Raw genomic sequence first — 24,265 nt, forward strand, 5'->3', positions numbered from 1 at the left:
GGGAACACGTGAAGGAACCCGGCAAGGCCCCGCTCTGCGGAAACTCCGTCGGCACCGACCGCGGCTTCCTCGCCCGGGACATGGCGGCCCTGGAGGGATACCTCCACTACCGGATCGTCGACGTGTCCAGCGTCAAGGAACTGGCCCGGCGCTGGTACCCGCGGGCCTACTTCAACAGCCCGGAGAAGAACGGCAACCACCGCGCCCTCGCCGACATCCGCGAGTCGATCGCCGAACTGCGCTACTACCGCGAGGCGATCTTCGTACCGCAGCCCGGCCCGGACTCGGACACCGCGCGGACGATCGCGGCCAAGCACGTCCTGCCTGCGGAGTAGCCGCCCGGGAGGCCGCGCAGGCGGCTCCCGGAAAGCCGTGCGCGAGCACCCCTTCGGACCCTGTACACTTTTTCTCGGCCGGTCGGAGAAACCACAAAGTCGCCGCCGGTCGTGGTGGGTGTAGCTCAGCTGGTAGAGCACCTGGTTGTGGTCCAGGATGTCGCGGGTTCGAGTCCCGTCACTCACCCTTGAAAGAGAGGCCCTTGGCCTGCGGAAACGCGGGCCAGGGGCCTGTTTGGTGTTTGGTCACGGCCGAACTACGGCCCATACACCCGGGATTCAAGTCGCCCGGAAAGAAGCGATAGCCGTAAGTCCGTACGGAATCTCACTTAAAGCATGCAGTCAGTCGCAGACTGTGCGGTTTCTGTGCATCGGTCCGCCGGTGAGTGACGGGATCCTGATCAGGGACGAAGGACGCGAGGAGGGCGGCCAAGCCATCAAGGCTGCGGTCGACAGGAATGTCGGCAGCCCGCGCCAACCGAGGCGCTTGGAGGCTCCTTGGCTCATTGCAGGCCGTTAGCCTGTCGGTATGTCAGAGCGTGTCATGCCCGGCCGCACGGACGGCCTGATCACACTGGGTGCCGCGGACGCTCTGTGGGTCGCTCTGACGGCCGACAGTGCTGTGCCGACGGCTTCTGGGGCATTCACCTGCTCTCCTGCCCGTGCCAAGGCGGGGTACGTCCTGCTCGGCGACCAGGTGGTGGCGACGGTGAGGGCGAGCGACGGTCAGTGGAACGTCCCGGAGGGTGAGGTGCGCCGGGCAGCCGCGGAACTCAACGCGGTGGGGATGGACCGGCACGACCTGGTCCGCGTCGGCCCGTTTCGTGGAGCGCCGAGGCAGGGATGCAACGAGGAAACGCAACTGCGTTGGCGCCGACGCATCGCAGGGGAACTGCAGGAGTCGGGCGGCCCCGAGCGGGCGGCACGACGTGAAGACGGCAGGACCTCCCATCTGGCGGGGATCGACTGGCGACGGATACTCGTGGAGCAGACCCGCGACGGGGCGCAGCGGACGTGGTGGCTGCCGCGCGCTGTGGTCAGGCTGCTCGACGCGGCCGAGCACACCGAGACGCAGTGGGTGCAGGCCGCGCGGACCCGCCAGGCAACCGAAACCGTCACCGAGCCGCCCTCCCACCCCCGCCCGGCCCGAGACGCCGACCGTCGGCAGACGACGAGCCCCGAAGGCCCCACCGCCTCACCGCGCCCGTACGACAAAGAGCTGGAAGGCCAGCTGTACTCGGTACTCAGCAGAAAGCCCGGCACCCGCCGCAGGGTGGCCGGGTGGGCGTGCGCCGTCTGCCGCAGCGAGCCCGCCACCGTGCTCGACCACTGCCACGAACACGGCTACGTCCGCGCCCCTGTCTGCCAGTCCTGCAACACGCTGGAACGCCCCGACCACCTGTACAGCAACGACGTCCGCGTGGCGAACCGCTACACACGCCTCTTCGACACCGACACCGACGACTGGCTTCGCCATTGGCACCGCTGCCCCGGCTGCCGCGCACGCACCACCCTCCCCCTGCCGCACCTCGCCGCATGGACGGCCCACACAGCCTGCCGATCACTGCGCCCGACCCACCCCGCCCCCCGCGGACGCAAACCCTGCGGTGTCCTGCGCGTGTCCTGGACGGGCAGTCAGAACACGCCCCGCTCCTGCCTGCTCACCGTCGCGGTCGACTTCTGCCCCTCCGGCGAGCACCGTGTCCTGGCCCGAGTCCCCTACCGCGAGGCCGCCGAGCGGTTTCGTGCCTGGTTGGCCGAGACGGCCCCTGCCGTCGCCGCCGCGGCCGGTCCAGACCGCCTGGACGACCTCCCTGCCCAGATCCGGCCAGTCATCGCGGACACCAGCGGCGAGAGCCTGGAACTCTTCTGACCGGGCACCGGAGCCGTCGAGGATCTACGGGGCGGTTCAGCGGGATTCGACATCGCCCGCTCCCTGAGATGCCACCACCGTTCCAGTCAGCCCCAGGGGGCTCGGGCACTGACGCCGACTCGCCGGTGGATGCAGGCCGGCGCACCGTGGTGGACGGATGGATCCGACCGCCACCGGACGCCGGTTCATGCGCGGGTGAGGTCGGACAGGAGCGTGGGCAGGAGGCGTTCTTCCATGACCGCACTGCCCGACTGCTCCATCACGAGGGCCAGTCCGGGGTCCCAGGGGCTGGCCGCGGGCGGTCCCGCGAGTGGGGTGGACTCGCCCTCGACGAGTGCCGCCGTGTAGTCGGCGGCGGTCATCCGCCAGGGGTGGGCGCCGTGGCGGGCCACGGCGTCGGCGGTGATGCGCAGGCCGGCCCGGTCGAAGTCAGCGCGCCAGTGTAGCCGGGCTCCCGCTCGTACGGCGTCGCCGAGCAGTCTGTGGCAGGCGGCGGACGGAACTCCCTCGGTGCACACGAGGGCGGCACCGGTGTCCTGGAGTTCGCCGGCGGCGGCGCGCAGTACGGCCGGGTTCTCGCAGACGTAGATGGTGCGGGCGGCGGGGACGATGGGGTCGGTGGCGAGTTGGTGGAGGGTGAGCCGGAAGGGGATGCCGAAGTCGGCGGCGTCGCGCAGCCAGTCGCAGACCACCGTGTCGCCCTCGGCCCCGATGTTGAGGACGAGTACCTGGCTGGCGAGGTCGTCGGCGATGGCTCCGGCGCTCTCCCACAGGGCTCGCCGCCCGGCCCGATCACGCGGTACGGCCGCATCGTCGCCAGTACGCCACGCGAGGGCGCGCAGGACGAGTTGTTCGAGCGGGGTTCCGGGGACGAGGGCCTTGGTGTCACCGGTGGTCCACTCGGCGAGGACCGGCAGCGGCAGGGCGCCGACCGCATGTCCGGGGATGCGTTCCCCGTCACCGGTCAGTCTTTCGAGGACGCGTACCGCCGCGTCCAGGAGCGGTGCGTCCCCCCGACGTACGAGACGGGTGAGGGTGCCGTCGGCGGCGATCCGGTCGAGCCAGGCGGCGAACCATCCCTGCCCGGCGAGCCGGCTGGAGTGGGCCGACGTCAGGGCCTGCTCCCGGCGGGACTGCTCACCGGCGCGTTCGGCCGGCCGGTCGCGCAGGGGGCCGTGGAGTCGGCCGAGGGTCTGGAGGAGACCTGTGCCGTAGCGGTCGTACAGATACCCGTCCAGGTCACGCAGGGGTACGGAGAGGCGCTTGACGGTTTCGGGCCGGTAGCGGCCGGTGACGCCGATGACGGTGCGGCGCTCGGCCTCGCTGGGCCCCGTGAGCCCGATGTCGCCGTCGAGCGCGCCGCCGGTGCGCTCCAGTCTGCGGCGGGCAGCGACGAGCAGGCGGGTCCATCCCTCGCCCCGCACCTCGTCGTATCCATGGCTTGCATGCTGCTCAGCCGACAACCGCGGTCTCCTCGGGTGTCCAGGCGCGCCGGGTGCCGGGCGAGCCGAGGGCGGCGGTGAGGTCACCGGTGTCGTCGGCGAGGAGCCGGTCGCCGTCCCAGACGAGCAGCAGGGCGGAGACGGTGTGGTCGACGGCGGTGTGCGCGAGGTCGTAGTGGGCGGCGGCGGACACGGAGGCGTGGGCGGCCCACAGATCGTAGCCGGTCATGAACAGGTCGAGGTCGAACTGGGCGGCCAGTGACATGAGTTCACCGCGCCCGGTGTCGTCCACTCCGGCGAAGGCCTCGTCGAGGGCGAGCAAGCGCGGGGCCTGCGGGTCGGCGGAGTTGAGCATGGCGTGCGCGGCGGCGAACAGCGGCAGGTGCAGCGACACCGACTGCTCACCGCCCGACAGGCGGCTGTGCCGGGCGCGGGTGAGCCGCTCCTCCGTCTTGTCGGGACGTACCAGCTGGAACGCGAACTGCCGCCAGCGCCGGTAGTCGAGGACCTCGGCGAGCAGTTCGCGGTAGGGCTGATCGCGGTGGCGGGCGCGGGCGGTCTTGATCTGCGCGGCGAAGTGCGTGCGCACCCTGGCGAGGCCCTCGGGGCCGAGGCGGGCGGCGTCGGCGTCGAGGAGGGCGCAGACGGCGCGCTGTTCGTCGTCGAGGTGGTCGGCGAGCAGCCAGCTCACCCCGACCGTCGTCCCCGAGGACATGGTGCGCCTGCGCATGTCGGTGTTCATGCGCCGGATCAGGTCGCGGGCATCGACCGTGCGGTCGTGGATCTGCTGGGCGAGCCGGGTGAGCAGGGCGTCCTCCAGGATGCGCTGCTCGGACTCGGAGAGCAGTTCGGCCTGGTCACGACGGTGGGAGGCGATCTTCTGCGCGAAGGCCGCCACAGGCAGCGGGCCCTCCTCGTCCGCCACACGCACGAGGATGGCCCCGTCGGAGCCGTCCCATTCGGGCCGGTAGTCCTGTCCGGCGGCGGCGAGCTGCGCCTGCAGGTCGTCCAGCGCCTTGGTGAGACGGGTGACGGACTGCTTGAGGCTGCTCTCGGTGGGGGTGAGGTCGCGCGTGGCCGTCAGGATCGCCTCGTGTACGTCGATCACGGCCGGCGGGAGTGTCCCTCCGGTCCAGTCGACCTCCTGGGCGGGCCAGGCGAGGCCGGGCGGGCAGCGCAGGATGTCGAGGAGTTCCCGGGCGGCGTACGGGCGCAGGGAGCGAGCGGTGTCCTTCTCCTCCGCCGCGGCAACCGCCACGGCCTCGGCGGCGGCCGTACGGCGGGCCTCGGCCGCCGCGGTGCCCGCGATGGCGGTGTGCTGGACGGTGCGGGCCGCCTCGGCCTCCGTCACCAGGGCGTCGATCGCGTCCTCGGCCTCCTGCACCTGCCGCATCACCTCCTGCGCCTCGGCCCCGACGGCCTCCTGAAGGGCATCAAGGCCCGCCGCCTCCTCGGCGTGCCGACGGCGCGCCGCACGCTCGGTGTCCGCCGCCGCCTCTTCGTCCTCGGCGGCGGCGCCGAGCCGGTCGGCGGCGGCCTCGGCCGCCTCACGCTGGCGGGCGTGTTCGCGGCGGCGGCCGGCGAGTTCGCGGACCGCCGTCTCGAAGGCGCGGGTGGCGGTCTCGACGGCGTCGACCTGTTCTGGGCGCCCGATCTCGATGGCGTCGGCGGCGTCGCGGGTGGCGCGCAGCCTCGCCGCGGCCCGGTCGAGCTCGCGCAGCGCCTGGATGATGCCGGTGGTACGGGGCAGGGCGGCGCGGGCGGCGGCGTGCGCCTCCAGGGCGGCGTCCGTACGGGCCTGCAGGCGCGCCAACTCGTCGAGCTGGGCGGAGCGTTCGGCCAGCAGCGCCTCGCAGACGGCGATCCGGGCGGCACGCCTGCGGGCGCGGGCGGTGGCGCCGACGTACTCGGCGTGCTCCTTGGTGTGGGCGCCGACCAGGACACCGGCCGCGTACCGCCCGTCGGGGCCGATGTGCGGGATGCCGGTGTCGAGGTCGCCGGTGACGGCGACGGATCTCAGCACGGCGGTGATCCGGGCGGCGGTCGGGATCGCCATGCCGACCCCCGGGCTCTCGGAGCTCTCGGGGCTCAGGAGATCGGCCAGACTCGGGCCGCTCACCGGGGCGCCGGCACGCAGGTAGCCTTCGCTGTGTCCGGCCGCGACGGGGTTGTCGTCGGCGGTGACGAGTGCGTCGAGGAGGCCCGACGCCTCCAGGGCGGCCTCCAGGTCAGCTCGTTGCCGTTCCGTCAGGTCCTCTTCGAAGTCGACCAGTTGCCACAATGGGACGCCGTCACCGGGTGCCCGGTCGGCGGCGCGGCCGCGGGCCGGTGGCGGGGCGTCGTCGTGTTCAGCGGCGATCCGGTCGCGTTCGGCCTCCGTCTCGGCGCGGCTGCGCTCGACGTCGGTGCGCCGGGCGCGCAGGGAGGCGAGGGTGTCGCGCAGTTCCTGAACCGCGGGAGCGACGGCCTCGGTGAAGGCGTCGGCGAGCGTGACCGCCTCCGCCTCACCGATGCGTTCGAGGGCTTCGGCGAGTCGGCCGGCCCCCTCCTCGGTCAGGAGCTCGCCGTGCACCTGCGTCCACTGGCCGAGTGCCGTACGGGCCTGTTCGCGGGCGGATTCGAGGCCCGACTCGGCGGCGGTCTCCGCGGTCTCGGCCGCGGTGACGGCCTCCTGCGCGCGGTCGAGGGAGATCCGGGCGAGGTCGCGGGTCTGCTCGGCGCCGCGTGCTGCCTGCTGGGCGGCACGCACCGCCCGGACGCCCTCGTGACGGGCGGCGGCGAGCGCGGCGGAGCGGTCGGCGAGATGGGCGGGCTCGGCGTCGGACGGGGTCCAGGGGAGGCCCGCGGTGTAGGCGTGGTCGGCGACGGCGGCGGCGTCCCGGGAGACGGCGGCGTCGAGTTCGGCGGCGAGCCGGGCGGCGTGTTCGGCCTCGGCGCGGGCGCGGCCGGTGGCGGCCGTCCGGCGTTCGCGTTCGGCTGTGGCCTGCCGTGCGGTCTGCTCGCAGGTGCGCACCAGGCGTTCCAGGTCGGCCAGTTGCTCGACGGCCTGATAGGCGGCGGAGGAGCGCAGCTGTTCGAGACGGGCGCGCTGGGCGGCGAGCGAGGCGTCGGCCGACTCGGCGCGCGTCTCGGCGAAGGCCTGCTGCTCACGGGCCGCCGTCAGGTCCGCGGTGGCGGTGCGTAGCGCGGCGGCGCGCTCGGCGGTCCCGGTACGGCGGGCGGTGAGCCGGTCCGCGGCACTGCGGGCGTGGACGCGCAGATAGGTGGAGTAGCTCGCGAGGAAGGCGCGGGTGGCGTCGTCGGCGGCGGCCAGCCCCTCCAGGGTGCGCTGCACGGACTCCATGTCGTCGAAGGAGCGCGCCGCCTCGGCGATCAGGTCGTCGTCGAGTGGGCGCAGACCGGCAGTGAGGGTGTCGGAGAGCTTGGCCGGGTCGAGGTTCTTGGCGAGCTGCGGGCGGCGCAACGTGAGGATCAGGGTGAGCAGTTGCTCGTACCGCTCCGGGCCGAGGCCGAACAGGCGCCGGTCGACGGCGGCACGGTAGTCGGCCGTGGAGGTGATCAGCTCACGTCCGAGTTCGGCGGCGAGCTGCTTCCTCGTCATCGGCCGGTCGTCGTGGGTGAGGAGCGAGAAGTCCTCGCCGACCCGGCCCTCGGCGACGAAGTGCCAGCGGGCGGGCGTGTCACGGTGCCGCTGGGCGTGCAGCCCGATGCCGCAGGTGACGGCCTCACCGGTCTCCCGGTGGGTGAACTCGATCCAGACGTAGCCGAGCGCGCTGTCCTGCCCGCGGAAGAGCAGGTTGGACTTCATCGTGCGGTCCTCGGCGGCGAACGGGTTCAGCCGCTTGGGGTCGATACGGCCGTCGAGGACGAACGGGAACAGAACCTCCAGCGCCTTGGTCTTCCCTGACCCGTTCGGGCCCCGCAGCACCAGCCAGCCGCCCGCGAAGGAGAACTCGTCGTCCCGGTAGTCCCACAGGTTGATGATCCCGGCGCGGGTGGGGACGAACCGGGCTGAGGGGGTGGAGGCCTGGGTGGGAGCGGGAGTGCTCACGGAGTCGGGTCCTTGGCGATTTCGTTGACGGTGTCGGTGACGGTGTCGTCGGTGAACAGGGCGGCTCGGGACGGCGGTTGCGCCGCCGTACGGGTCTTCACGCGGGCCGTGACCCCTCGGTAGCGGGCGAGCAACGGAAGGGCGAGGGCCCCGCCGGCCACCCGGGCGATCAGCGACATGGCGACCAGCAGATCGAGGACCTGGCCGAGAAGCCGGTCCGGGTCGCCGCGCAGGTCGGCGGCGAAGCCCGCGCCGTACTCGGCGGTGATCTCCTTGAGTCTGCCCCGGAGCCAGGAGTCCGTGACGAAGGGGTAACGGGTCTCCGCCGGCTCCTGCCCCTCGTCACCGGACGCCTCGTACGCCGACTCCTCGTTCACCGGTTCCTGGTCCGGCTCCGCGAGTTCGGCGACCAGCCCGCGCGACGGCAGGGCCGCGTCGATACGCCGGGCGCGGGCCGCGAGGCGTTCGGCGGCGGTGGGCGCGGGCAGCAGTGCGAGGGCGTGCCGTCCCGGGCGCTGGGCGGCGGCGCTGATCCGGGCGGCCAGCAGCAGCGCGGCCTGCGCGATCGTCCCGCCGCCGGGGAAACGGACGTCGGACAGCCTGCCGGAGGTGTCGATGAGCGCCACGCCTTCGGCCCGCCGCTCCGCCGTCAGCCCGGTCAGCCGTTCCAGGTCCTCGGCGAGGGCGGGGGCCCGCAGCTGGCCCAGGAGTTCGCTGTCCGCGTCGGCGTAGTACGCGACCGGATTCTCCAGCACGAGACGGCGGGCCCGGCGGGCCTGGTCACGGCGCTGCGCGGCCCGTCCCGCAGACAGGCCCAGCGCACTGCCGGAGTCGAGGAGCGCGGTGACCGAGGTCAGGTGCTGCAGGACGCGGGTCGGGTGATGGACGGCGAGGAGGATCTCCCGGTCGATGTCGTACAGGGCCTCGGCCCGCTCAGGGTCACCGGCCCAGGCGGTGGCGGAGCCGTCGGCGAGGGTGAGCGCACCGCGCTCGGTGAGCCAGGTGACGGCGTCGACGAAGGCGTCCCGGTCGGGCTTGCGCGCGGTGTCGAGCCCGAGTCCGTCGATGCGTACGGCGTCGGCGGCGACCGCGTCGGCCAGCTCGCCGAGCGCCACCTGGGCCCCGTGGCGGCCCAGGGACGCGAGGGTGAGGACGAGATAGGCGTAGCGGCGGCGGTCGAAGGGCCGTCCCGCGCGGGTGAGGGCCGGGCGGGTGGCGTCCAGGCCGTCCTGGGCACGCTGGAGCCGCGCGGTGTCGGCGGTGGTGACGAGCCGGTGACCGAGCACCTCCATCAGGTCGGTGCGCAGCTGCTCGGCCCAGCGCCGCACGGTCGCCAGCGCCGCCTTGTCCGGGTACTCCGGCGTGATCAGCGGGTGCCGCAGGACGAGCCGTACCGCCTTCTGGTAGTCGGCGAGTTCGAGCAGGGAGACACCTTCGGCGACGCGGCTCATGCGGTCCTGCGCCGGTGACAGCTCGTACAGTTCACGCGGTGACCTCCAGGTGCAGCCCGTCGAGATGGAGACGCCCGCGCACGGTGTCGACAGTGGTGGAGCCCGCGGCGGGGGTGAGGGTGAGCCGCACCCCTTGGGCGGAGCCGGAGGCGGCGGTAACCCGGCGGCTGGCGGGAACACGGGCGGCGAGGGCCAGGTCCAGCAGGGCCAGCAGAGCCCGTGTCTCGGGCTCGTCGAGCGTCCGGCCGTACACACCGTCCGAGGCGAGGGAGTGCGCGGCACCCCGGCGCTCGGCCTGCTCCTTGAGCTGTTCGGCGCGGAGCAGGGCCCGCCGGTCGTCGTCGCGTTCGATGCGGCCGGGGCCGTGCAGGGCGGGGGTGCGGCCGGACTGGACCAGGGTGCGGGCGAGTTCGACCGGGTCCGCCTCCCACCAGGACGTACGTCCCGGGATCAGCTCGGGATCGGCGTACGGGACGGCGATGTGGCGGGGTGCACCGAGCCCGAAGACCGCCTGGAACAGGGCGTGCGCGTCCTCGTCGCTCTCGCAGGAGGTGAACCACTGGGCGAGATGGCGCAGCTGGCTCTCCCTGCTCACCCCGCCACGGCGCGCCTCGGTGACCCGGCGCAGCAGGGCGAGGACGGAGCGGATCGCGGTGACGGTGGCGTCCTGCAGCCGCTCGGCCTCGCCGTGCTCGCGCTCCGCGAACCAGTGGACGATGCCGTCCCACCGGTGCCGCCAGTCCGCCACCCGCTCGGCGGGGCTGCGGAAGAGCCGCTCGTCCGCCTCGGCCGCGTACTCCACCATCCGCTCCACACCGGTGGCCGCCGCCTTCTGGACGGCCTCGGCGAGCAGCGGTGCGTAGCGGCCGAGTTCGGCGGTGAACTCCCGCATGTGCGCGAGGAGCGTGTCCTTGTGGGCCAGGAACACCTCGGGCCGGGTGTCGTTGGTGCGCGCCAGGTCGCCCAGCATGAGATAGAAGCGGGCGGCGCGCTGCGCCATCTCGTTCAGCACCGAGTCGAGGCGGCCGAGCTTGCGGTACACCTCCTCGCCGTCGCCCGCGGCGTTGGCCTCGGCCAGCGCGCGCAGGTCACCGAGGATGTCGGGGAAGACGAGACGGGAGAGCTGGGCGTCCTCCAGGCTCGCCCCGAGCACGTCCTCCACCGCCCGGTACGCCCGGTATCCGGCCTGGGTGAACTGGTACACGTAGTGCCGGTTGCGGTACTCGGCGAGGTTCGCGGCGCGCGTCCCGTCGTACGACCGGTCCAGGACCTGCCACTCCGCGAGCGCGTCGAGCAGCGGCTGCACACCGGCCGCCCCGCCCACGGCGCCCGCGGCCGGATGGTCGGCGGCGAGCCGCTCCAGCAGCCCCACCGCGTCCGAAGCGTGCAGCAGCACCTGGTAGTTGGCACGCCCGCGGTCGAAGGCCCTCAGCAGCCACAGATACTCGTGCCGCTTCTCGGCGGCGGCAAAGTGGAACAGCCGCAGCCGGTCGTCGACGGAGAACGCGTCGATGCCGAACGCGCCCTCGTCAACGGGCTCGGAGGCCGAGGGCTCCGAGGCGTCGGACTCGTCACTCACGGATCTGCGGGCTTCCCTTCTCCCCTGTCACACCCGCTGCGGCCGGCGCCTGTCGGGCCGGGCCTCACCGGATCCGCACCAGTCTGCCGCACCCCGGCCGGCGTGTGTAACCCGCTTCCTGGCTCACGCTACCTGTGCTATTGCGCGCCGCTCTCACACCCCCTGCCGGGCGGTGACCGCCGTCGGAATCCATCTGGCGGCCGGCTCAGCTGCGGATCGCCGCGTACGCCGTCGGCCACCCCATCTTCGCCATGGGTAAACCTCGCTGCGGCCCGCCTGCCCCAGCCCTGCCGCGGTGCCAGGATCGTCCATCCACGATGAGACCTCCGGCCGAAACGACATCTATCCTGGACAACAAAAGGTATCGTTTTATCGGCAGGGCTAGCAGCGGAGGGACCATCCACATGGCCAGAACCGTCATCGACCTCGATGAAGACATGGTCACCGAGGCCATGCGCATCTTCGGAGCCTAAACGAAGGCCAAAGCCGTCCGCCTCGCCATGGAAGACGCCGTCAAGAGGCACCTGCGACAGGAGGGCTTCGACGCCCTGGAGGCAGGCGAGTTCGACTTCAGTGAGATCGTCGAGAACACCGGTCCCCGCAACGCTGACGGCTCTCTCAAGCGGGACGGCACCCACGGCGGAGGCCAGGCCGCCTGATGCAGGACCACTACCTGATCGACAAGTCCTCCCTCGCCCGCTGGACGAAACCGAGTGTGAAGGAGGTGCTCAAACCCCTCCACGAGCGTTACCTCCTCGCAGTGTGCCAGCCCACCGAGCACGAGATGATCCACTCTGCACGGGACAGCGCCGAGGCGACCCGGATCAGCACCTGGCTCCACGCCTTCGACTACATCCCCGCCGACGACCACACCTTCGTCCGCGCCTTGGAAGTTCAGCGCCACGCCCTCAACGCAGGCTTCCACCGCGCACTGTCCCTCCCCGACCTGTTGATCGCCGCCACGGCAGAACTGCACCAGCGGACGGTCCTCCACTATGACGGCGATTCGACATGATCGCCTCCCTGACGGGACAACCCGCCGAATGGGTCGTACCGCCCGGCAGTGCCGACCACTGAGCAGACCGCCCGTCTACCGGGCGAGGGCGGCGGGCGGAAACCTCGGTCACGCGTTCCGTAGCGACATCAGCCAGGCCAGGTCCGGCGCGGCCTGACCGGGGACCGTCTGTTCACGGGTGAACCCGGATCTCCGTCCGGCACGTGGTGCACATGGGCACGATCTCCACGCTCATGCCCACCCATCGTCCCCAACTGGAGCGTTTGGCCATGGCCAAACCGGATGCCGCACAGCGGCATCACCCGTCGCCCGTATGCCCAAATTTGCCCACCGTTACAGCAAAGCCGCAGGTCACGACAGTGATACGAAACAGGTTCGAGTCCCGTCACTCACCCTTGGATGAAAGGCCGCCGGCTCGCGGAAACGCGGGACGGCGGCCTTTCTGTCGTTCGGCCACGGCCGAACTGCGGCCCATACACCGGGGATTCGAGTTGCCCGGGAAGGGGCGACAGCCGTAAGTCCGTATGGAATCTCACTCAACGCATGCATCCAGTCGCAGAATGTGCGGACCCTGTGCAGCGATGCGCCGTGAATGACGGGATCCCGGTCAGGGACGAAGGACGCGAGGAGGGCTGTCGCGCTGCGGATGCGGGGGGAGAGCGTCGCCGGGGGGCTGCCAGCCAAGCCACCAAAGCTGCGGTCAGGCTGTTCGACGCGGCCGAACCAGTCATCGTGGACACCAGCGGCGGGGGTCTGGAACTGTTCTGAGCGACGCATCCCTGAGCGCAACGATGCCCCGTCGGCCGGCGTGGTCGACGGGGCATCGCGGTCATGCCGTAGTTGGGCGTCAGCCGATGTAGCCGGCCACGTCCGCGAGCACGTTGGTGGTGCTGTTCGTGTAGAAGTCCACCTTGCCGTCGGAGCCGACGGGCACCATGACCTGGTTGGCGACCGTCTTCCCGGACGCCCAGTTCAGGTTGGAGGCCGTCGGACGGCTGCCGCCGTCGGCCCAGGCGGTGAGGTGGCCGCTGCCCGTGGTGCCGGTGACGGTGACGGTCAGCACGACCGCCTTGACGCCGGTGGACGGGATGCCGTCGCGCCCCGAGATCTGCAGGGCCAGCGTCTTGCCGGCGCCCAGCGCCGTCGTCTGACGGGTGTCCAGCAGGCGCAGCGGGGTGACCGTGTGGAAGGCAGAGCCACCGGTGGAGAAGTAGCCGGAGACGTCGGCGATCACGTGGCTGGTGCCGTGGACGTAGATGCTGACGTTGCCGTCGCTGCCGATCGGCACGACCACCAGGTTGGGGATGGTGGTCCCGGTGGCCGACCAGTTGACGTTGGACGCGGTCGGGCGGGTGGCGCCTTCGGGGTAGGCCTCCAGGTAACCGCCGCCGACGGTCTGGGTGGCCGTCAGGTTGAGCACCACGGAGGAGGCGGCGGCCGGCACGCCCCCATGGCCGCGGACCTTGAGGCTGATCACCGCGTTGGAGATCTTGGTGGTGGTGGAGATGCCGACCTTGGAGCGGGTGTCCAGCAGGCGGGCCGGGGCCAGCGCCGTGTACTTCGAGCCGGTGGTGCCGCTGGTGTAGTAGCCCTGGACATCGGCGATCAGGTGGGTGGTGCTGCTCGTGTAGAGGTCGACCACGCCGTCGTCCGCGACCTTGACGGTCGCCGAGGCGGCGATGGTCTGGCTCGCGCCGGTCCAGTTGAGGTTGCTGGTCGCCGGCTTGCCGGTGCCGTCGGCCCAGGCGATCAACGAACCCGCGCCGGTGGTGCCGGTGACCGTGAGGTTGAGCACGACAGCGGTCACGCCACTGCTGGGGATCCCTCCGGCGCCCTCGATCTTGACCGGGGCGGTGCCGCCCGCGACCAGGGGCTTCGTGGTCGGGATGGAACTGAGGCCCCAGCCGGTGCCGTTGCGGGTGTCCAGCAGGCGCTTGGGGCTGCTGAGCGGGTGGAAGGTGGAGGCTCCCGTGGCGGCCGTGCCCTTGGCCGCGCACAGTGCCGCGGTCAGGCCGGCCTCCTTGGGCGAGCCCAGGCCGGTCACCTCGTCGTAGCCGGCGGCCGCCGTGTAGCCGGTGGCGTACACGGAGTTGCCGCCGCTGGTGACGTCCCAGAAGTTCGTCGGGTAGCTGCTCCGTGCGGCCTTGTACAGGGCGTTGTTGAGGAAGCCGACCCGGCCGTTGGCCTGGCAGGCCGTGCCCGCGTTGGCCAGGACGATCGCGGCGGCCCAGGTCGGAGCCGCCCCGCTGGTGCCGCCGACGAGGCCGGGGACGGGGCTGGAGGACTGGCTGTCGTCCTGGAAGTAGATCGGATACCCGTCGGCCGGGTCCGCCAGAGCGGAGACGTCCGGAACGGCGCGCTTGCCGGTGGTGGCGACACCGCCCTGGTAGACGACGGGAGCCCAGCGCGAGGAGACGCCGCCACCGGTACCGCCGGAGGCGTTGCCCCACGTCGTCTGGGTCGTGGTGCTGCCCGAGGTGGTCATCGTGGTGCCGCCGACGCCGGTGACGTAGGGCTGGCTCGCGGGGTCGTCGACGGCCTTGGCCGTGGAGCCGGTCGCGCGGTAGCAGTCGCTGGAGCCGTCGTCGCCCGAGGCGGCGACGACGCTCTGGCCCTGTGCGGCGGCCTCCGCGAAGATGGTGTTCTCGGCGTTCGCGGTCGCGCTGCTCTCGACCGCCTCGCACTCACCCCAGCTGGTGGAGATGACCTGCGCCTGGTCGTCGGTGACCATCCGCTGGTAGACGTCGAGCACGTTCTGGTCGGTAGCCGACGCGGCGTCCGGCCCCTGGTAGTCGATGACGGCGGCGCCGGGCACCAGGCCTATGAGGTCCTCGATGTCGAGCGCGGATTCCACACCGACCTCTCCGTCGGTGGCCGGCGCGCCGGCCCCCGCCGTCGTGTCGACGTACACGTGGGACACCGAGGTGCTGGTACCGACGCAGGACTGGTACGCGGCGATGCTGGCTGCGTCGACGTTCTCCAGTTCGAACACGGCCACGGTCTGCCCGGCACCGGCGGTGGCGGAGCTGGTCATCCCGTAGGCGCCGGCCAGCTTGCCGGGGCTGTAGTAGTCGATGCCGTCGGTCAGGCCCGAGCCGGTGAAGTCGGAGCAGAGTGCCGGGGTGTACGTGTGCGGGGCCACCGTGCGCGAACCGCGTCCGGAGACGGTGGCGCCGGCCGAACTGTGGCTGCTCGCGCGTCGTACCCCGGAGTGGTGACTGCTGACGGTGTTGACGCTGCTCAGGCCGACGATCCCGGTCACCGAGGACGCCACGTCCGCGGGCAACGAGGGGGCCGAGGTGTTGAGGTAGTCGGTGGTGCCGTCCTTGAGCCGGACGTCGTGGAAGCCGGTGCCGAAGGCGTGGGACGCCTGCGCAGCGGTGGCGGTGACCGGGATGGACAGGCCGTCCGGGCTGACCTTGCCGGGAGAGAGACCGGCCGCCTTCAGCGCCTTCGAGACTCCCTCGATGGTGGCCCGCGTGGGTCCGAAGGCCGCGGCGAACTGCCCCTTGGCCAGGTAATGGTGGTACTGGGCGTTCCCCGGTGTGGACACCGCGGTGACAAAGTCCGCCAGCGACTGCCGGTCACGCGGAGCCAGGTTCACGCTGAGGTGCAGCGTGGTGCCCGACGCGGTCGCGCCGGTCACCGTCGCACCGGTCGGGACACGCGGGGCAGTCCCTATTCGCTGGGGTGCGCCCGATCCGGCCGCTCCCCCCTGGATGTCCGCTCCGGCAGCGGTCCCGGTGACGGCGACGAGGGCGACGGCAGCGATGGAAGCCGCGGTGATCGCCCTGGCCCGTCTGCCGGTCTTGACTGCCGCGCGTCCGGGACGTCCCGGCGCGGCGTGGACCTTTTTGGCCATGCAGAAATCTCCTAAAAACTGACACGCCGCCACATCTGTGCCCGTTGACGGCGGTCGAAGCGTCACTCGGGCCGACAGGCGCGTCCACGCCACACGGCGCGCAGGAGCTGTCCCCCTTAACCGAAGTGTGCGCATTTCCTATCAGGTCAAGGCCGTTACTGTCCCTGTTCGTTCAAGAACCATGAACGGATCTTTACGCCGCCGCGGTGAACCGATCCCGTGCGTCCCCTCCGGGCCCTTCGCCCTGCGGCCGGACTGCGGGCCCGGCACCACGGAAGGCCCCCCGGCGTCCCGGCCACCGGTGGCCCCCGGGAATGCCCCGGTTCTCGACCGATTCATGCGAGTTGCGAACTTCGGTCCCGCCGCCGGAGGGAGCTGCTGGGGTGGAGTCTCAGTGCGAACGCTGCTCCCGCGGTGCTGTCCTGACGTGGTCGGAGGGGTTCGGAAGGCTTGGGAGGGTGGCCGCCTTTCGGCTCGGGGACATGGAAGTGCGCTGAGGGGCGGGTAGTTCAGCTGCTTCCGACCGGCGGCCGCGGATTGCTCAACGGCGCCGCCGGCGCGCTCGCCGTCCCGGCCGCCGAATCCCTGCGGATCGACGCCGGTGTCCTCGGGCCATTCGGCAGCCACCCCTGAACGACTGGGGTGGATCCCCGGTGCGAGAGCGCCGGAGGTCCTGGTGTCGTGTGCACATGCCGGGTCAGGACACCCACACGAGAGAGGCCCAGCCATGACCGTCCCCCTCCCCCTTCCCGTGGTCTTCATCCACGGCCTCTGGCTGCACAGCACCTCCTGGCAGCCGTGGATCGACCTGTTCCGTGCCGAGGGCTACGACCCGTCCGCGCCCGGGTGGCCCGGCGACCCCGACACCGTCGAGGACGCGCGGCAGAACCCCGAGAGCATCGCCGGTCACGGCATCGACGACGTCGTCGAGCACTACGCGGCCCTCATCGAGGCCCTGCCCGTGCGGCCCGTCGTGATCGGTCACTCCTTCGGCGGGATGATCGCGCAGAAGCTGCTCGGCCAGGACCGCGCCGCCGCGGCGGTCGCGATCGACGCCGCACAGATCAAGGGCGTTCTGCCGCTGCCGCTGTCCGCGCTGAAGGCGACGCTCCCCGTCTTCAAGAACCCGGCCAACAAGCGCCGTTCGGTCTCCCTGACCGCGGAGCAGTTCCGGTTCGCCTTCGGCAACGCCGTCGCGGAGGAGGAGTCGGCGGCCCTGTACGAGCGGTGGACGATCCCCGCGCCGGGCAAGCCGCTGTACGAGGCCGCGTCCGCCAACTTCAACCCCCACTCGCCGGCGAAGGTCGACACGGAGAACAGCGGGCGCGGCCCGCTGCTGCTCATCTCCGGCGGCAAGGACCACACGGTGCCCGAGGTCGTCACCCGGGCCACCCTCAAGCAGTACCGGCACTCCGAGGCGGTCACCGACATCATCAACTTCCCGGACCGCGGGCACTCGTTGACGATCGACGGCGGCTGGCGCGAGGTCGCGGACACCGTTCTCACCTGGCTGCGGCGGCAGGGCCTGGAGGCCGGCCGGTGAACTCCCGTCCCCAGGCCGCCGGGACGTCCGCCGACGACGCGGACCTGGCCGGGCGGACGGTCGTGGTCACCGGCGCCGGACGCGGCATCGGGCTGGCCGTCACCGAGGCCTTCCTCGCGGCCGGCGCCCGCCTCGTCGCGGGTTCCCGGGAACGCACCGAAGCCCTCGACGAGCACGTGAAGCGGGGGGCCGAGCTCACCGTCGTGGAGGTCGACCTCGCGACGCCCGGGGGTCCGGCCGCGCTGGTCGCCGAGGCCGTGGCGCTCCACGGCGGGGTCGACGTCCTGGTGAACAACGTCGGTGCGGTACGGCCGCGGACCGACGGCTTCCTGGGCGTGACGGACGAGGACTGGGAGTGGACGTTCACGGTCAACCTCATGGCCGCCGTCCGCGCCACCCGGGCCGCGCTGCCGCACCTGCTCGCCACCGGCGACGGACGTGTCGTCACCGTCTCCTCGGTCAACGCCCGGCTGCCCGACCCGCTGGTCATCGACTACGGCGCGGCGAAGGCGGCGCTGACCAACTTCTGCAAGGCCCTCTCCAAGGAGGTGGGGCCGCGCGGCGTGCGGGTGAACACCATCGGTCCCGGCCCGGTGGAGACGGCGCTGTGGCAGGGCGCCGGCGGTGTCGCCGACACGGTCGGCCGGTCCCGGGGCGTCGACCCGCGGGAGGTGGCCCGCGGCGCGGCCGGCCAGTCGGTGACCGGCCGCTTCACCCGGCCGTCCGAGGTGGCCGACCTGGTGGTCTACCTAGCCGGTCCGCGGGCGGCCAACATCACCGGCGCCGACTTCGTCATCGACGGCGGCCTCGTCGAGTCCCTCTGACCCGCCGTCACGGCATGGCGGCCCCCGAGCCCGCCGCGCCCCGTTTCCCCTCACGGCAGCCTCGCTTCGTCGGTCGACAAGCAGGTGCGTCGCTACGCCACCCACGTCACCCCGGCCGTCGTCCCCGACTCCGGCAACTGGATCTACGAGGAGCACCCGAAAGAGATGACCGACATGCTGCTGCGTTTCCTGGACGGCCCGCGATGACCTCGGGAGCGAAAACGACCGGCTTCTTCCCGACCTTCGGCCCGACGCCCGAGCGCGAACCCTTCTGGTTCCTCGGCGGCCGGGCCAGGATCCTGCTTCCCGGTACCGCGACCGACAACCGGGTCAGCCTGATGGAGTTCGCCGACCCGGCCGGCCACGCGCCCCCGCACCACGTCCACGAGGACGAGGAGGAGATCTGGTTCGTCCTCGACGGCGAGGTGACGTTCTTCGTCGGCGACCAGCGCCACGACCTGGTGCCCGGGCAGGTCGCGTACGGGCCGCGCGGGGTGCCGCACAGCTATCTGGTCCGCTCGCCCGAAGGGGCGCGGATAGCGGCGCTGTTCAGCCCGGCCTGCATCGAGGAGTACTTCAGGGCCAACGGCATCCCGGTGGCCGAGGCCGGGGAGCTGCCGCCCGAGTTCGATCTCGGCGCGGTCGTGGCCTCCGCCGAGGCCTTCCACCTGCGCGTCACCGGACCGCCGCCGTCCTTGTGAGCCGCCCGCCCCTCCACCGAGCACCCGAAGGGAAACCGACATGCCGTACATCATCGTCGGCCAGGAGAACTCCGCCGCCATCGAGCTGTACTACGAGGACCACGGGAGCGGGCAGCCCGTCGTACTGATCCACGGTTACCCGCTGGACGGCCACTCCTGGGAGAAGCAGCTCCCGGCCCTGCTCGACGCAGGCCACCGGGTCGTCACCTACGACCGGCGCGGCTTCGGCCGGTCGTCGCAGCCGACCACGGGCTACGACTACGACACCTTCGCCGCCGACCTCGACGCGCTGCTGACCGAGCTGGACCTCACCGACGCGGTGCTCGTCGGGTTCTCCATGGGCACCGGGGAAGTCGGCCGTTACCTGGGGACGTACGGCTCGCAGCGCGTCGCCAAGGCCGCCTTCCTGGCCTCCCTCGAACCCTTCCTGGTCAGGACGGACGACAACCCGGGCGGCGTCGACCAGTCCGTGTTCGACGGCATCCTGGAGGCGGTCACGAAGGACCGCTACGCCTACTTCACCGGCTTCTACGAGGCGTTCTACAACCTCGACGAGACGCTCGGCAGCCGGATCAGCGAAGAGGCCGTGCGGGCGAGCTGGAACGTGGCGGCGGGCGCGTCCGCCCACGCGTCGGTGGCCTGCGTGCCCACCTGGATCACCGACTTCCGCGCCGACGTCGCCAGGATCGACGTGCCGACGCTGATCCTGCACGGCACGGCCGACCGGATCCTGCCGGTCGACGCCACCGGGCGGCCCTTCCACGCGCTGCTGCCCTCGGCCGAGTACGTCGAGATCGAGGGCGCCCCGCACGGTCTGCTCTGGACGCACGCCGAAGAGGTCAACGCCGCGCTGCTTGCCTTCCTGGCCAAGTAGCGGCATTCCGTCGGAGGCACCCGCCGAACTCGCGTCGCGGCCCGGACGGCGGGCGCCTCAGCCGGTTCCTCCGGGGTCAGTCCTCGGTCGCCGGGCCCGGTTCGCCGATCGCGCGCGGGATCTGCTTCCGGGAGGTGATGCCGAGCTTGCGGAACACCTTGTTCAGATGGAACTCGACGGTCGAGGCGGTGACGAACAGCCGCGTCGCGATCTCCGTGTTGGTCAGCTCCGCGGCAGCCATCGAGGCCACCTGCCGTTCTCTGGGGGTGAGATCGAACCTGGTCTCCTCGGTCCGCCTGCGGGCTTTCTCGCCGGTGGCCAGCAGCTCGGTGCGGGCCCGCTCGGCGTACGGCACCGCGCCGAAGGCGTCGAAGCCCTCGTAGGCGGCGCGCAGTTGCTTCCTGGCATCGGATCGCCGCTTGCGGCGGCGCAACCACTCGCCGAACAGGAGCCGGGTCCGGGCCAGTTCCAGGGCCAGCGGCCCCTGCCCGAGCAGGTCGACGGACTCCTCGTAGAACTTCCGGGCGTCGTCGCCCTCGGCCGTCAGGGCCCGGCCGAGGGCCAGGCCGCCCAGCGCCCAGGGGGTACCGGCGAGCGGGGCCCGTTCCTCCAGCCGGGACAGGGCTCCGCGCACGCCGGCCCGGTCGCCGGTGCGCACGCCGGCCTCGATGAGCAGCGGCAGAACGATGTTGCCGCAGGTCGGAGGGTCCTCCTCGAAAACGGCCCGCGCGTGCTTCAGCGCCTGCCGGTAGTGGCCCTGCCCCAGCTCGAACAGGGCCAGCGCGTGCTGCGCCATCAGCTGGAGCACGCCGTGGCCCATGCTCCTCATCTCCGCGGCCTGCCGCACCGCCGCCCAGGAACGGCCGCAGCAGCCGGTGCAGCGCGCCGAAGCCGAGACCGGTCTCGGACTCGACCGCGGTCAGCCGGACCACGCGCAATTCCGCGGCCCGCTCCGCGGCGTACTCGAGGAGCCGGGTCTTGCCGATCCCCGGTTCGCCGGTCAGGACCAGAACTCCGCTGAAGCCGTCGCGCACCGCGTCGAGCAGCCGCCCGATGGCTTCGCGCTCGGCGTGGCGGCCGACCATCGGCGGCCCGGATGCCTGCTGGACGCCGTTCCACACCATGGGACCGCTCCCCTTGTCGATGCCCTGACAGCCGACCTGGCAGTCGACGTCCTGACCTGAGGAACGCTAGGAAGGCCGCGCTGCCGGAAGCGAGCGTCATGTGACGGTGGTGTGCCGGTCAGCGCAGTGCGCTGACCACCGTCCGCAGCTCGGCGCGCGAGGCCACGCCCAGCTTGGGGAAGATCCGGTGCAGGTGCGAGCTGACGGTACGGTGCGAGAGGTAGAGCCGCTGGCCTATCTCGCGGTTCGTCAGGCCCTCGGCGGCGAGCTGGACGATCTGCAGTTCGTGGGCGGTCAGCCGGTCCCGGGCGTCCGGGGCCCGGCGGCGGCTGGTCTCGCCCGCGGCGCGCAGCTCCCGGCGGGCCCGCTCCCCCCAGGGGATGGCGCCGAGCGCGTCGAACATGTCGCGGGCGGCACGGAGGTGGTCGCGGGACTCGACGCTGCGCCGCCGGCGCCGCAGCCACTCCCCGTACGCCAGGTGGGTACGGGCCCTGAGCAGCGGCCAGGCGCCGAGGCCGGCGGTGAGCGCGGCCGTGAAGAGCGGGTCGGCGTCCTCGTCGGCGGCCAGCAGTGCCCGGACCAGGCGCAGTTCGGCGTGCAGCACCGGCGCGGAGGTCACCGTGGCGATCTCCTCCAGCTCCGTTACGACCGGGAGCACGGCCTCCAGCCGCCCGCAGTGCGCCGCCGCGTCGACGAGGTCACCCACGACCGTCAGCCGCAGGGCGACCTGGAACGCGGGGTCCGCCGGATCGTGCAGCCGGCGCAGCCGGCCGAAGGCCTCCTCGAACCGCCCCGCGCCCAGCGCGGCCAGTCCGCGTGCCGTCGACGCGGTGGCCAGCACCGGACGGGCCCCGGCCGGCAGACCGAGCTCCTCCGCCTCCTCGGCCAGCGCCAGGGCGGCATCCACCTCCCCGCGCAGCGCGGCCAGTTTGGCGGCGGTGGCGGTCATCAGCGCGTACATCATCGTCTGGCTGGTCTCGCGCGCCAGCCTCCGTGACTCCTCGGTGGCGGCGATCGCCGCGCCGAGGTCGCCGACCACGAGAGCGCTCCACGCGTCCGCGCCGACCGTCCGGGCCAGCAGCCCGAGGCGTCCCTGGGCACGCAGCGGCGCGCCGCCGGCCGCCGAGAACGCCCGCGCGAGGTCGAAGCCGCCGACGAGGAGCGCGGCGGTGCTGAGCATGCGGTAGGCGCGGCCGTCGTCGCCCTCCTTCAGGGCGACGTGCCGGGCGCGTTCCAGGACGAAGGTCCCGCGGTCGACCGGTGCGGCGTAGGCGCAGATGGCCAGCCGCCACGGATCGAGTTCGTCGAGCTCCAGCCCTTCCACGGCCCGCAGGACCGTGCGGCGCGCCTCCGGACCCGGATCGGACCAGAAGCACAGCTGCGCCGCGCTCCACAGGATCCGCAGCGCGAGCGCACGGTCCTCCGCGGCCATCTCCTCGGCGAGTGCCGTCAGGGAGTTGGCGCCTGACGCGTGGCTGTGCAGTCCCTCGTCGAAGCTGCCGCGCAGCCAGACGACGGTGGCGTGCTGCCGTCGCGACAGCGGCCCGGTGAGCGCCTGGTCAAGCAGCCGGGTCACGGTCTCGGGCCGGCCGAGTTCGACGGCGAAGTCGGCGGCGCGCAGCAGCCGTTCGGCGCGCCGGTCGGCGTCCTCGCTGAGCGCGGCGGCCTGTTCGAGGGCCGTGACGGCCGCCGCGATGCCGCCGCGGCGTGCGGCCCGGTGCGCGGCCTCCTCCAACGCGGCGGCGACCGTCTCGTCCGGGTCGTCGGCGGCGGCGGCCCGGTGCCGCAGCTGCCGGTCCGGGTGTTCCCAGAGCACGGCGGCGAGGGCGGCGTGTGCGGCGTGGCGGACGCCGGTGGGCATGGTCTGGTGGATCGCCGACCGCATCAGCGGGTGCCCGAACCGCAGTTCGCCGCCGACGACCTGGACGAGCCGGGCGCGCACCGCCGGGTCGAGTTCCGCGGGTCCGGCCGTGGCGCCGGTGAACAGCCGGGTCGCGCGGTAGGTCTCGGGGAGCGACGAGCTGTCGTTGAGGGCCGCGATCCGCAGCAGACTGCGGGTGATGTCGGGCAGGGTCTCCAGGCGGTCGGTGAAGGCCCGTTCGAGCCGCTCGGTGAGCGGCAGCTGGGACATGTGCGGATCGGCCGACGACCCGAGTGTGCGGGAGAGTTCGGTCAGGGCCAGGGGGTTCCCGGCGGCCTCGGCCAGCAGCCGGCGATGCGCGGTCGGCCGCAGGTCCGGGGCGCGGTCCGCCAGGAGTTCCGCGGCCTGGCCGTCCGTGAGCGGGCCCAGGGTCACGGAGGTGAGCTCGTCGGAGTTCAGGCGCGACCGGTAGCCCTCGCGTGCGGCTCCCACGATGACCACCGGCTCCGTACCGACCCGGCGGGCCACGAAGGCCAGGACACTGGCGGTGGCGTCGTCGAGCCACTGGACGTCGTCGACCAGGAGCAGCACCGGCACGGCCGCGGCCGCGTCGGCCAGGAGGTTGAGCACGGCCAGGCCGACGAGGAAGACGTCGGGAACACCGGCCTCGGCGTGCCCGAGAGCGGCGTCCAGCGCCTGCCGGTGCGGCACGGCGAGCTCGGCGGCTCCCGCGGCCAACGGGCGCAGGACGAGTTGCAGACCGGCGTAGGGGATGTCGCTCTCGGCCTCGACCCCGCTGGTGCGCAGGACCCGGTGGCCGAGTCCCTCGGCGAGGGCGGCGGTCTCCGCGAGCAACGCCGTCTTCCCGATGCCGGGCGCCCCGCGGACCAGCACCGCGCTTCCGTGGCTCCGCGGCTCGGCCAGCAGCCGGCGCAGCAGATCCAGCTGATCGTCCCGACCGACGAGCTCCACGTTCCCCCCATCAGCCGGGTCCCCCGGACTCGGTCTGTCTGGAGGCTCAGGGTACTGCCCCGAGGCCGGACCCCTCATTGTGGATTGACCATTCCAAAAAGTCGGCTACTCTTGCGGCATGGCACGCACCAGGGAGTTCGACGTCGACCGGGCGATAGACCGCGCCACGGACCTGTTCTGGCGCCGCGGCTACGCCGAGACGTCGCTGCAGGACCTGCTGCAGGAGCTGTCCATAGGCAGCGGCAGTTTCTACGCGGCCTTCGGCTCGAAGGAACAGCTCTACGTCCGCTGCCTGGAGCGTTACACCTCCCTCCAGGGCAGCGACCTGGAGAAGACCCTGGACGGGACGACCGAGATCCGGCCCGCGGTCCGCAAGGTGCTCACCTCCATGATCGAGGCGGACCTGGCCGAGCCCTCCCGCGGCTGCCTCGTGGTCAGCGCCTCCACCCAGTGCGGCGAGCAGCCCGCGGCGGCGGAACGCGTCACCGCCGCCGTCCGGCAGGTCGAGTCCCAGCTCGCCGGGGCCTTGGAGCAGGCGCAGGTGCGGGGCGAGATCTCCCCGGACAAGGACCCGAGGAAGCTGGCCCGCTTCCTCACCACGTTCATCCAGGGGATCCGGATCGTCGGCCAGGCGCGCACGGGGAGGGAGTTCACGGAGGACGCCCTGTCCGTCGCGATGCGCGCGCTGGACTGACCGCCACGGGCGCCCCGCCTCACCGTGCCCGCACCTGCGGCAAGCCGTACCGTAATTGTGTATT

At 72.3% G+C, this 24,265-nt stretch carries 15 protein-coding genes, 1 tRNA gene and 3 pseudogenes; 11 read left to right on the forward strand and 8 right to left on the reverse strand.

The genetic code is table 11. The features are described 5' to 3' along the window. The 3 genes from orn to JF597_RS40580 form a co-directional block, all read left to right on the forward strand. Positions 1 to 335, forward strand: a 335-nt coding sequence (gene orn / locus JF597_RS40570) for an oligoribonuclease (RefSeq protein WP_294008564.1), incomplete at its 5' end; no start/stop codon positions are given. A gap of 114 nt (positions 336 to 449) precedes the next feature. Further along, positions 450 to 522 (forward strand) — tRNA-His (locus tag JF597_RS40575). Between the two features lie 342 nt (positions 523 to 864). Continuing rightward, positions 865 to 2,208: an endonuclease domain-containing protein gene (locus JF597_RS40580; RefSeq protein ID WP_294008565.1), complete on the forward strand. Its 1,344-nt coding sequence runs from the start codon at positions 865 to 867 to the stop codon at positions 2,206 to 2,208. 185 nt (positions 2,209 to 2,393) lie between these two features. Here the strand turns inward: JF597_RS40580 and JF597_RS40585 are convergent, their stop codons facing one another. From JF597_RS40585 to JF597_RS40600, 4 genes are read right to left on the reverse strand one after another with little or no spacing between them, the layout of a single operon-like run. Next, a complete protein-coding gene (locus JF597_RS40585; protein WP_294008566.1) occupies positions 2,394 to 3,671 on the reverse strand; it encodes a TIGR02679 family protein in 1,278 nt (425 codons plus the stop codon). Continuing rightward, entirely contained in the window at positions 3,661 to 7,701 is a 4,041-nt protein-coding gene (locus tag JF597_RS40590) for a TIGR02680 family protein (protein WP_294008567.1), read from the reverse strand. The genes JF597_RS40585 and JF597_RS40590 overlap by 11 nt, the downstream gene beginning before the upstream one ends. Then, positions 7,698 to 9,152: a TIGR02678 family protein gene (locus JF597_RS40595; RefSeq protein WP_294008568.1), complete on the reverse strand. Its 1,455-nt coding sequence runs from the start codon at positions 9,150 to 9,152 to the stop codon at positions 7,698 to 7,700. Before JF597_RS40595 ends, JF597_RS40590 begins: the two co-directional genes overlap by 4 nt. A gap of 31 nt (positions 9,153 to 9,183) precedes the next feature. Beyond that, positions 9,184 to 10,731, reverse strand: a complete 1,548-nt coding sequence (locus JF597_RS40600) for a TIGR02677 family protein (protein WP_294008569.1) — start codon at positions 10,729 to 10,731, stop codon at positions 9,184 to 9,186. Between the two features lie 404 nt (positions 10,732 to 11,135). Here JF597_RS40600 and JF597_RS40605 point away from each other — a divergent pair. Both JF597_RS40605 and JF597_RS40610 read left to right on the forward strand, forming a co-directional pair. Next, a pseudogene (locus tag JF597_RS40605) lies at positions 11,136 to 11,390 on the forward strand (type II toxin-antitoxin system VapB family antitoxin). Beyond that, positions 11,390 to 11,808 (forward strand): annotated as a pseudogene (locus tag JF597_RS40610) (PIN domain nuclease). The pseudogenes JF597_RS40605 and JF597_RS40610 overlap by 1 nt, the downstream one beginning before the upstream one ends. A 785-nt stretch (positions 11,809 to 12,593) precedes the next feature. Here the strand turns inward: JF597_RS40610 and JF597_RS40615 are convergent. Continuing rightward, on the reverse strand, positions 12,594 to 15,608 hold the full coding sequence (locus JF597_RS40615) for a S53 family peptidase (RefSeq protein ID WP_294008570.1): 3,015 nt from the start codon (positions 15,606 to 15,608) through the stop codon (positions 12,594 to 12,596). A 727-nt stretch (positions 15,609 to 16,335) separates the two neighbouring features. Here JF597_RS40615 and JF597_RS40620 point away from each other — a divergent pair. The 5 genes from JF597_RS40620 to JF597_RS40640 all read left to right on the forward strand — a co-directional run bounded on the left by JF597_RS40620 (position 16,336) and on the right by JF597_RS40640 (position 19,550). Next, positions 16,336 to 17,151, forward strand: a complete 816-nt coding sequence (locus JF597_RS40620) for an alpha/beta hydrolase (RefSeq protein WP_294008571.1) — start codon at positions 16,336 to 16,338, stop codon at positions 17,149 to 17,151. After that, positions 17,148 to 17,975, forward strand: coding sequence for an SDR family oxidoreductase (locus JF597_RS40625; RefSeq protein ID WP_294008572.1), 828 nt, complete (start codon positions 17,148 to 17,150; stop codon positions 17,973 to 17,975). The genes JF597_RS40620 and JF597_RS40625 overlap by 4 nt, the downstream gene beginning before the upstream one ends. An 84-nt stretch (positions 17,976 to 18,059) precedes the next feature. After that, positions 18,060 to 18,182 carry a hypothetical protein gene (locus JF597_RS40630; RefSeq protein WP_294008573.1) on the forward strand — a complete coding sequence of 41 codons (123 nt, stop codon included), beginning with the start codon at positions 18,060 to 18,062 and terminating at the stop codon, positions 18,180 to 18,182. Beyond that, the gene (locus tag JF597_RS40635) at positions 18,179 to 18,676 is read left to right on the forward strand and encodes a cupin domain-containing protein (RefSeq protein WP_294008574.1); all 498 of its coding nucleotides are present in this window, start codon (positions 18,179 to 18,181) and stop codon (positions 18,674 to 18,676) included. The genes JF597_RS40630 and JF597_RS40635 overlap by 4 nt, the downstream gene beginning before the upstream one ends. Before the next feature lie 40 nt (positions 18,677 to 18,716). After that, on the forward strand, positions 18,717 to 19,550 hold the full coding sequence (locus JF597_RS40640) for an alpha/beta hydrolase (RefSeq protein ID WP_294008575.1): 834 nt from the start codon (positions 18,717 to 18,719) through the stop codon (positions 19,548 to 19,550). Positions 19,551 to 19,626: 76 nt separating this feature from the next. Here the strand turns inward: JF597_RS40640 and JF597_RS40645 are convergent, their stop codons facing one another. The 3 genes and pseudogenes from JF597_RS40645 to JF597_RS40655 form a co-directional block, all read right to left on the reverse strand. Then, on the reverse strand, positions 19,627 to 20,379 hold the full coding sequence (locus JF597_RS40645; RefSeq protein ID WP_366916517.1) for a helix-turn-helix transcriptional regulator: 753 nt from the start codon (positions 20,377 to 20,379) through the stop codon (positions 19,627 to 19,629). Continuing rightward, a pseudogene (locus JF597_RS55785) lies at positions 20,363 to 20,674 on the reverse strand (ATP-binding protein); the annotation flags it as partial. The pseudogene JF597_RS55785 and the gene JF597_RS40645, both read right to left, overlap by 17 nt. A gap of 118 nt (positions 20,675 to 20,792) precedes the next feature. After that, on the reverse strand, positions 20,793 to 23,507 hold the full coding sequence (locus tag JF597_RS40655) for an AAA family ATPase (RefSeq protein ID WP_294008578.1): 2,715 nt from the start codon (positions 23,505 to 23,507) through the stop codon (positions 20,793 to 20,795). Positions 23,508 to 23,625: 118 nt separating this feature from the next. Here JF597_RS40655 and JF597_RS40660 point away from each other — a divergent pair, with 118 nt between their 5' ends. Then, entirely contained in the window at positions 23,626 to 24,201 is a 576-nt protein-coding gene (locus JF597_RS40660) for a TetR/AcrR family transcriptional regulator (protein ID WP_294008579.1), read from the forward strand. Positions 24,202 to 24,265 lie beyond the last annotated feature (64 nt).

The sequence above is a fragment of the Streptomyces sp. genome (assembly GCF_019510245.1).
In the GTDB taxonomy this organism is placed as follows: Bacteria; Actinomycetota; Actinomycetes; order Streptomycetales; family Streptomycetaceae; genus Streptomyces.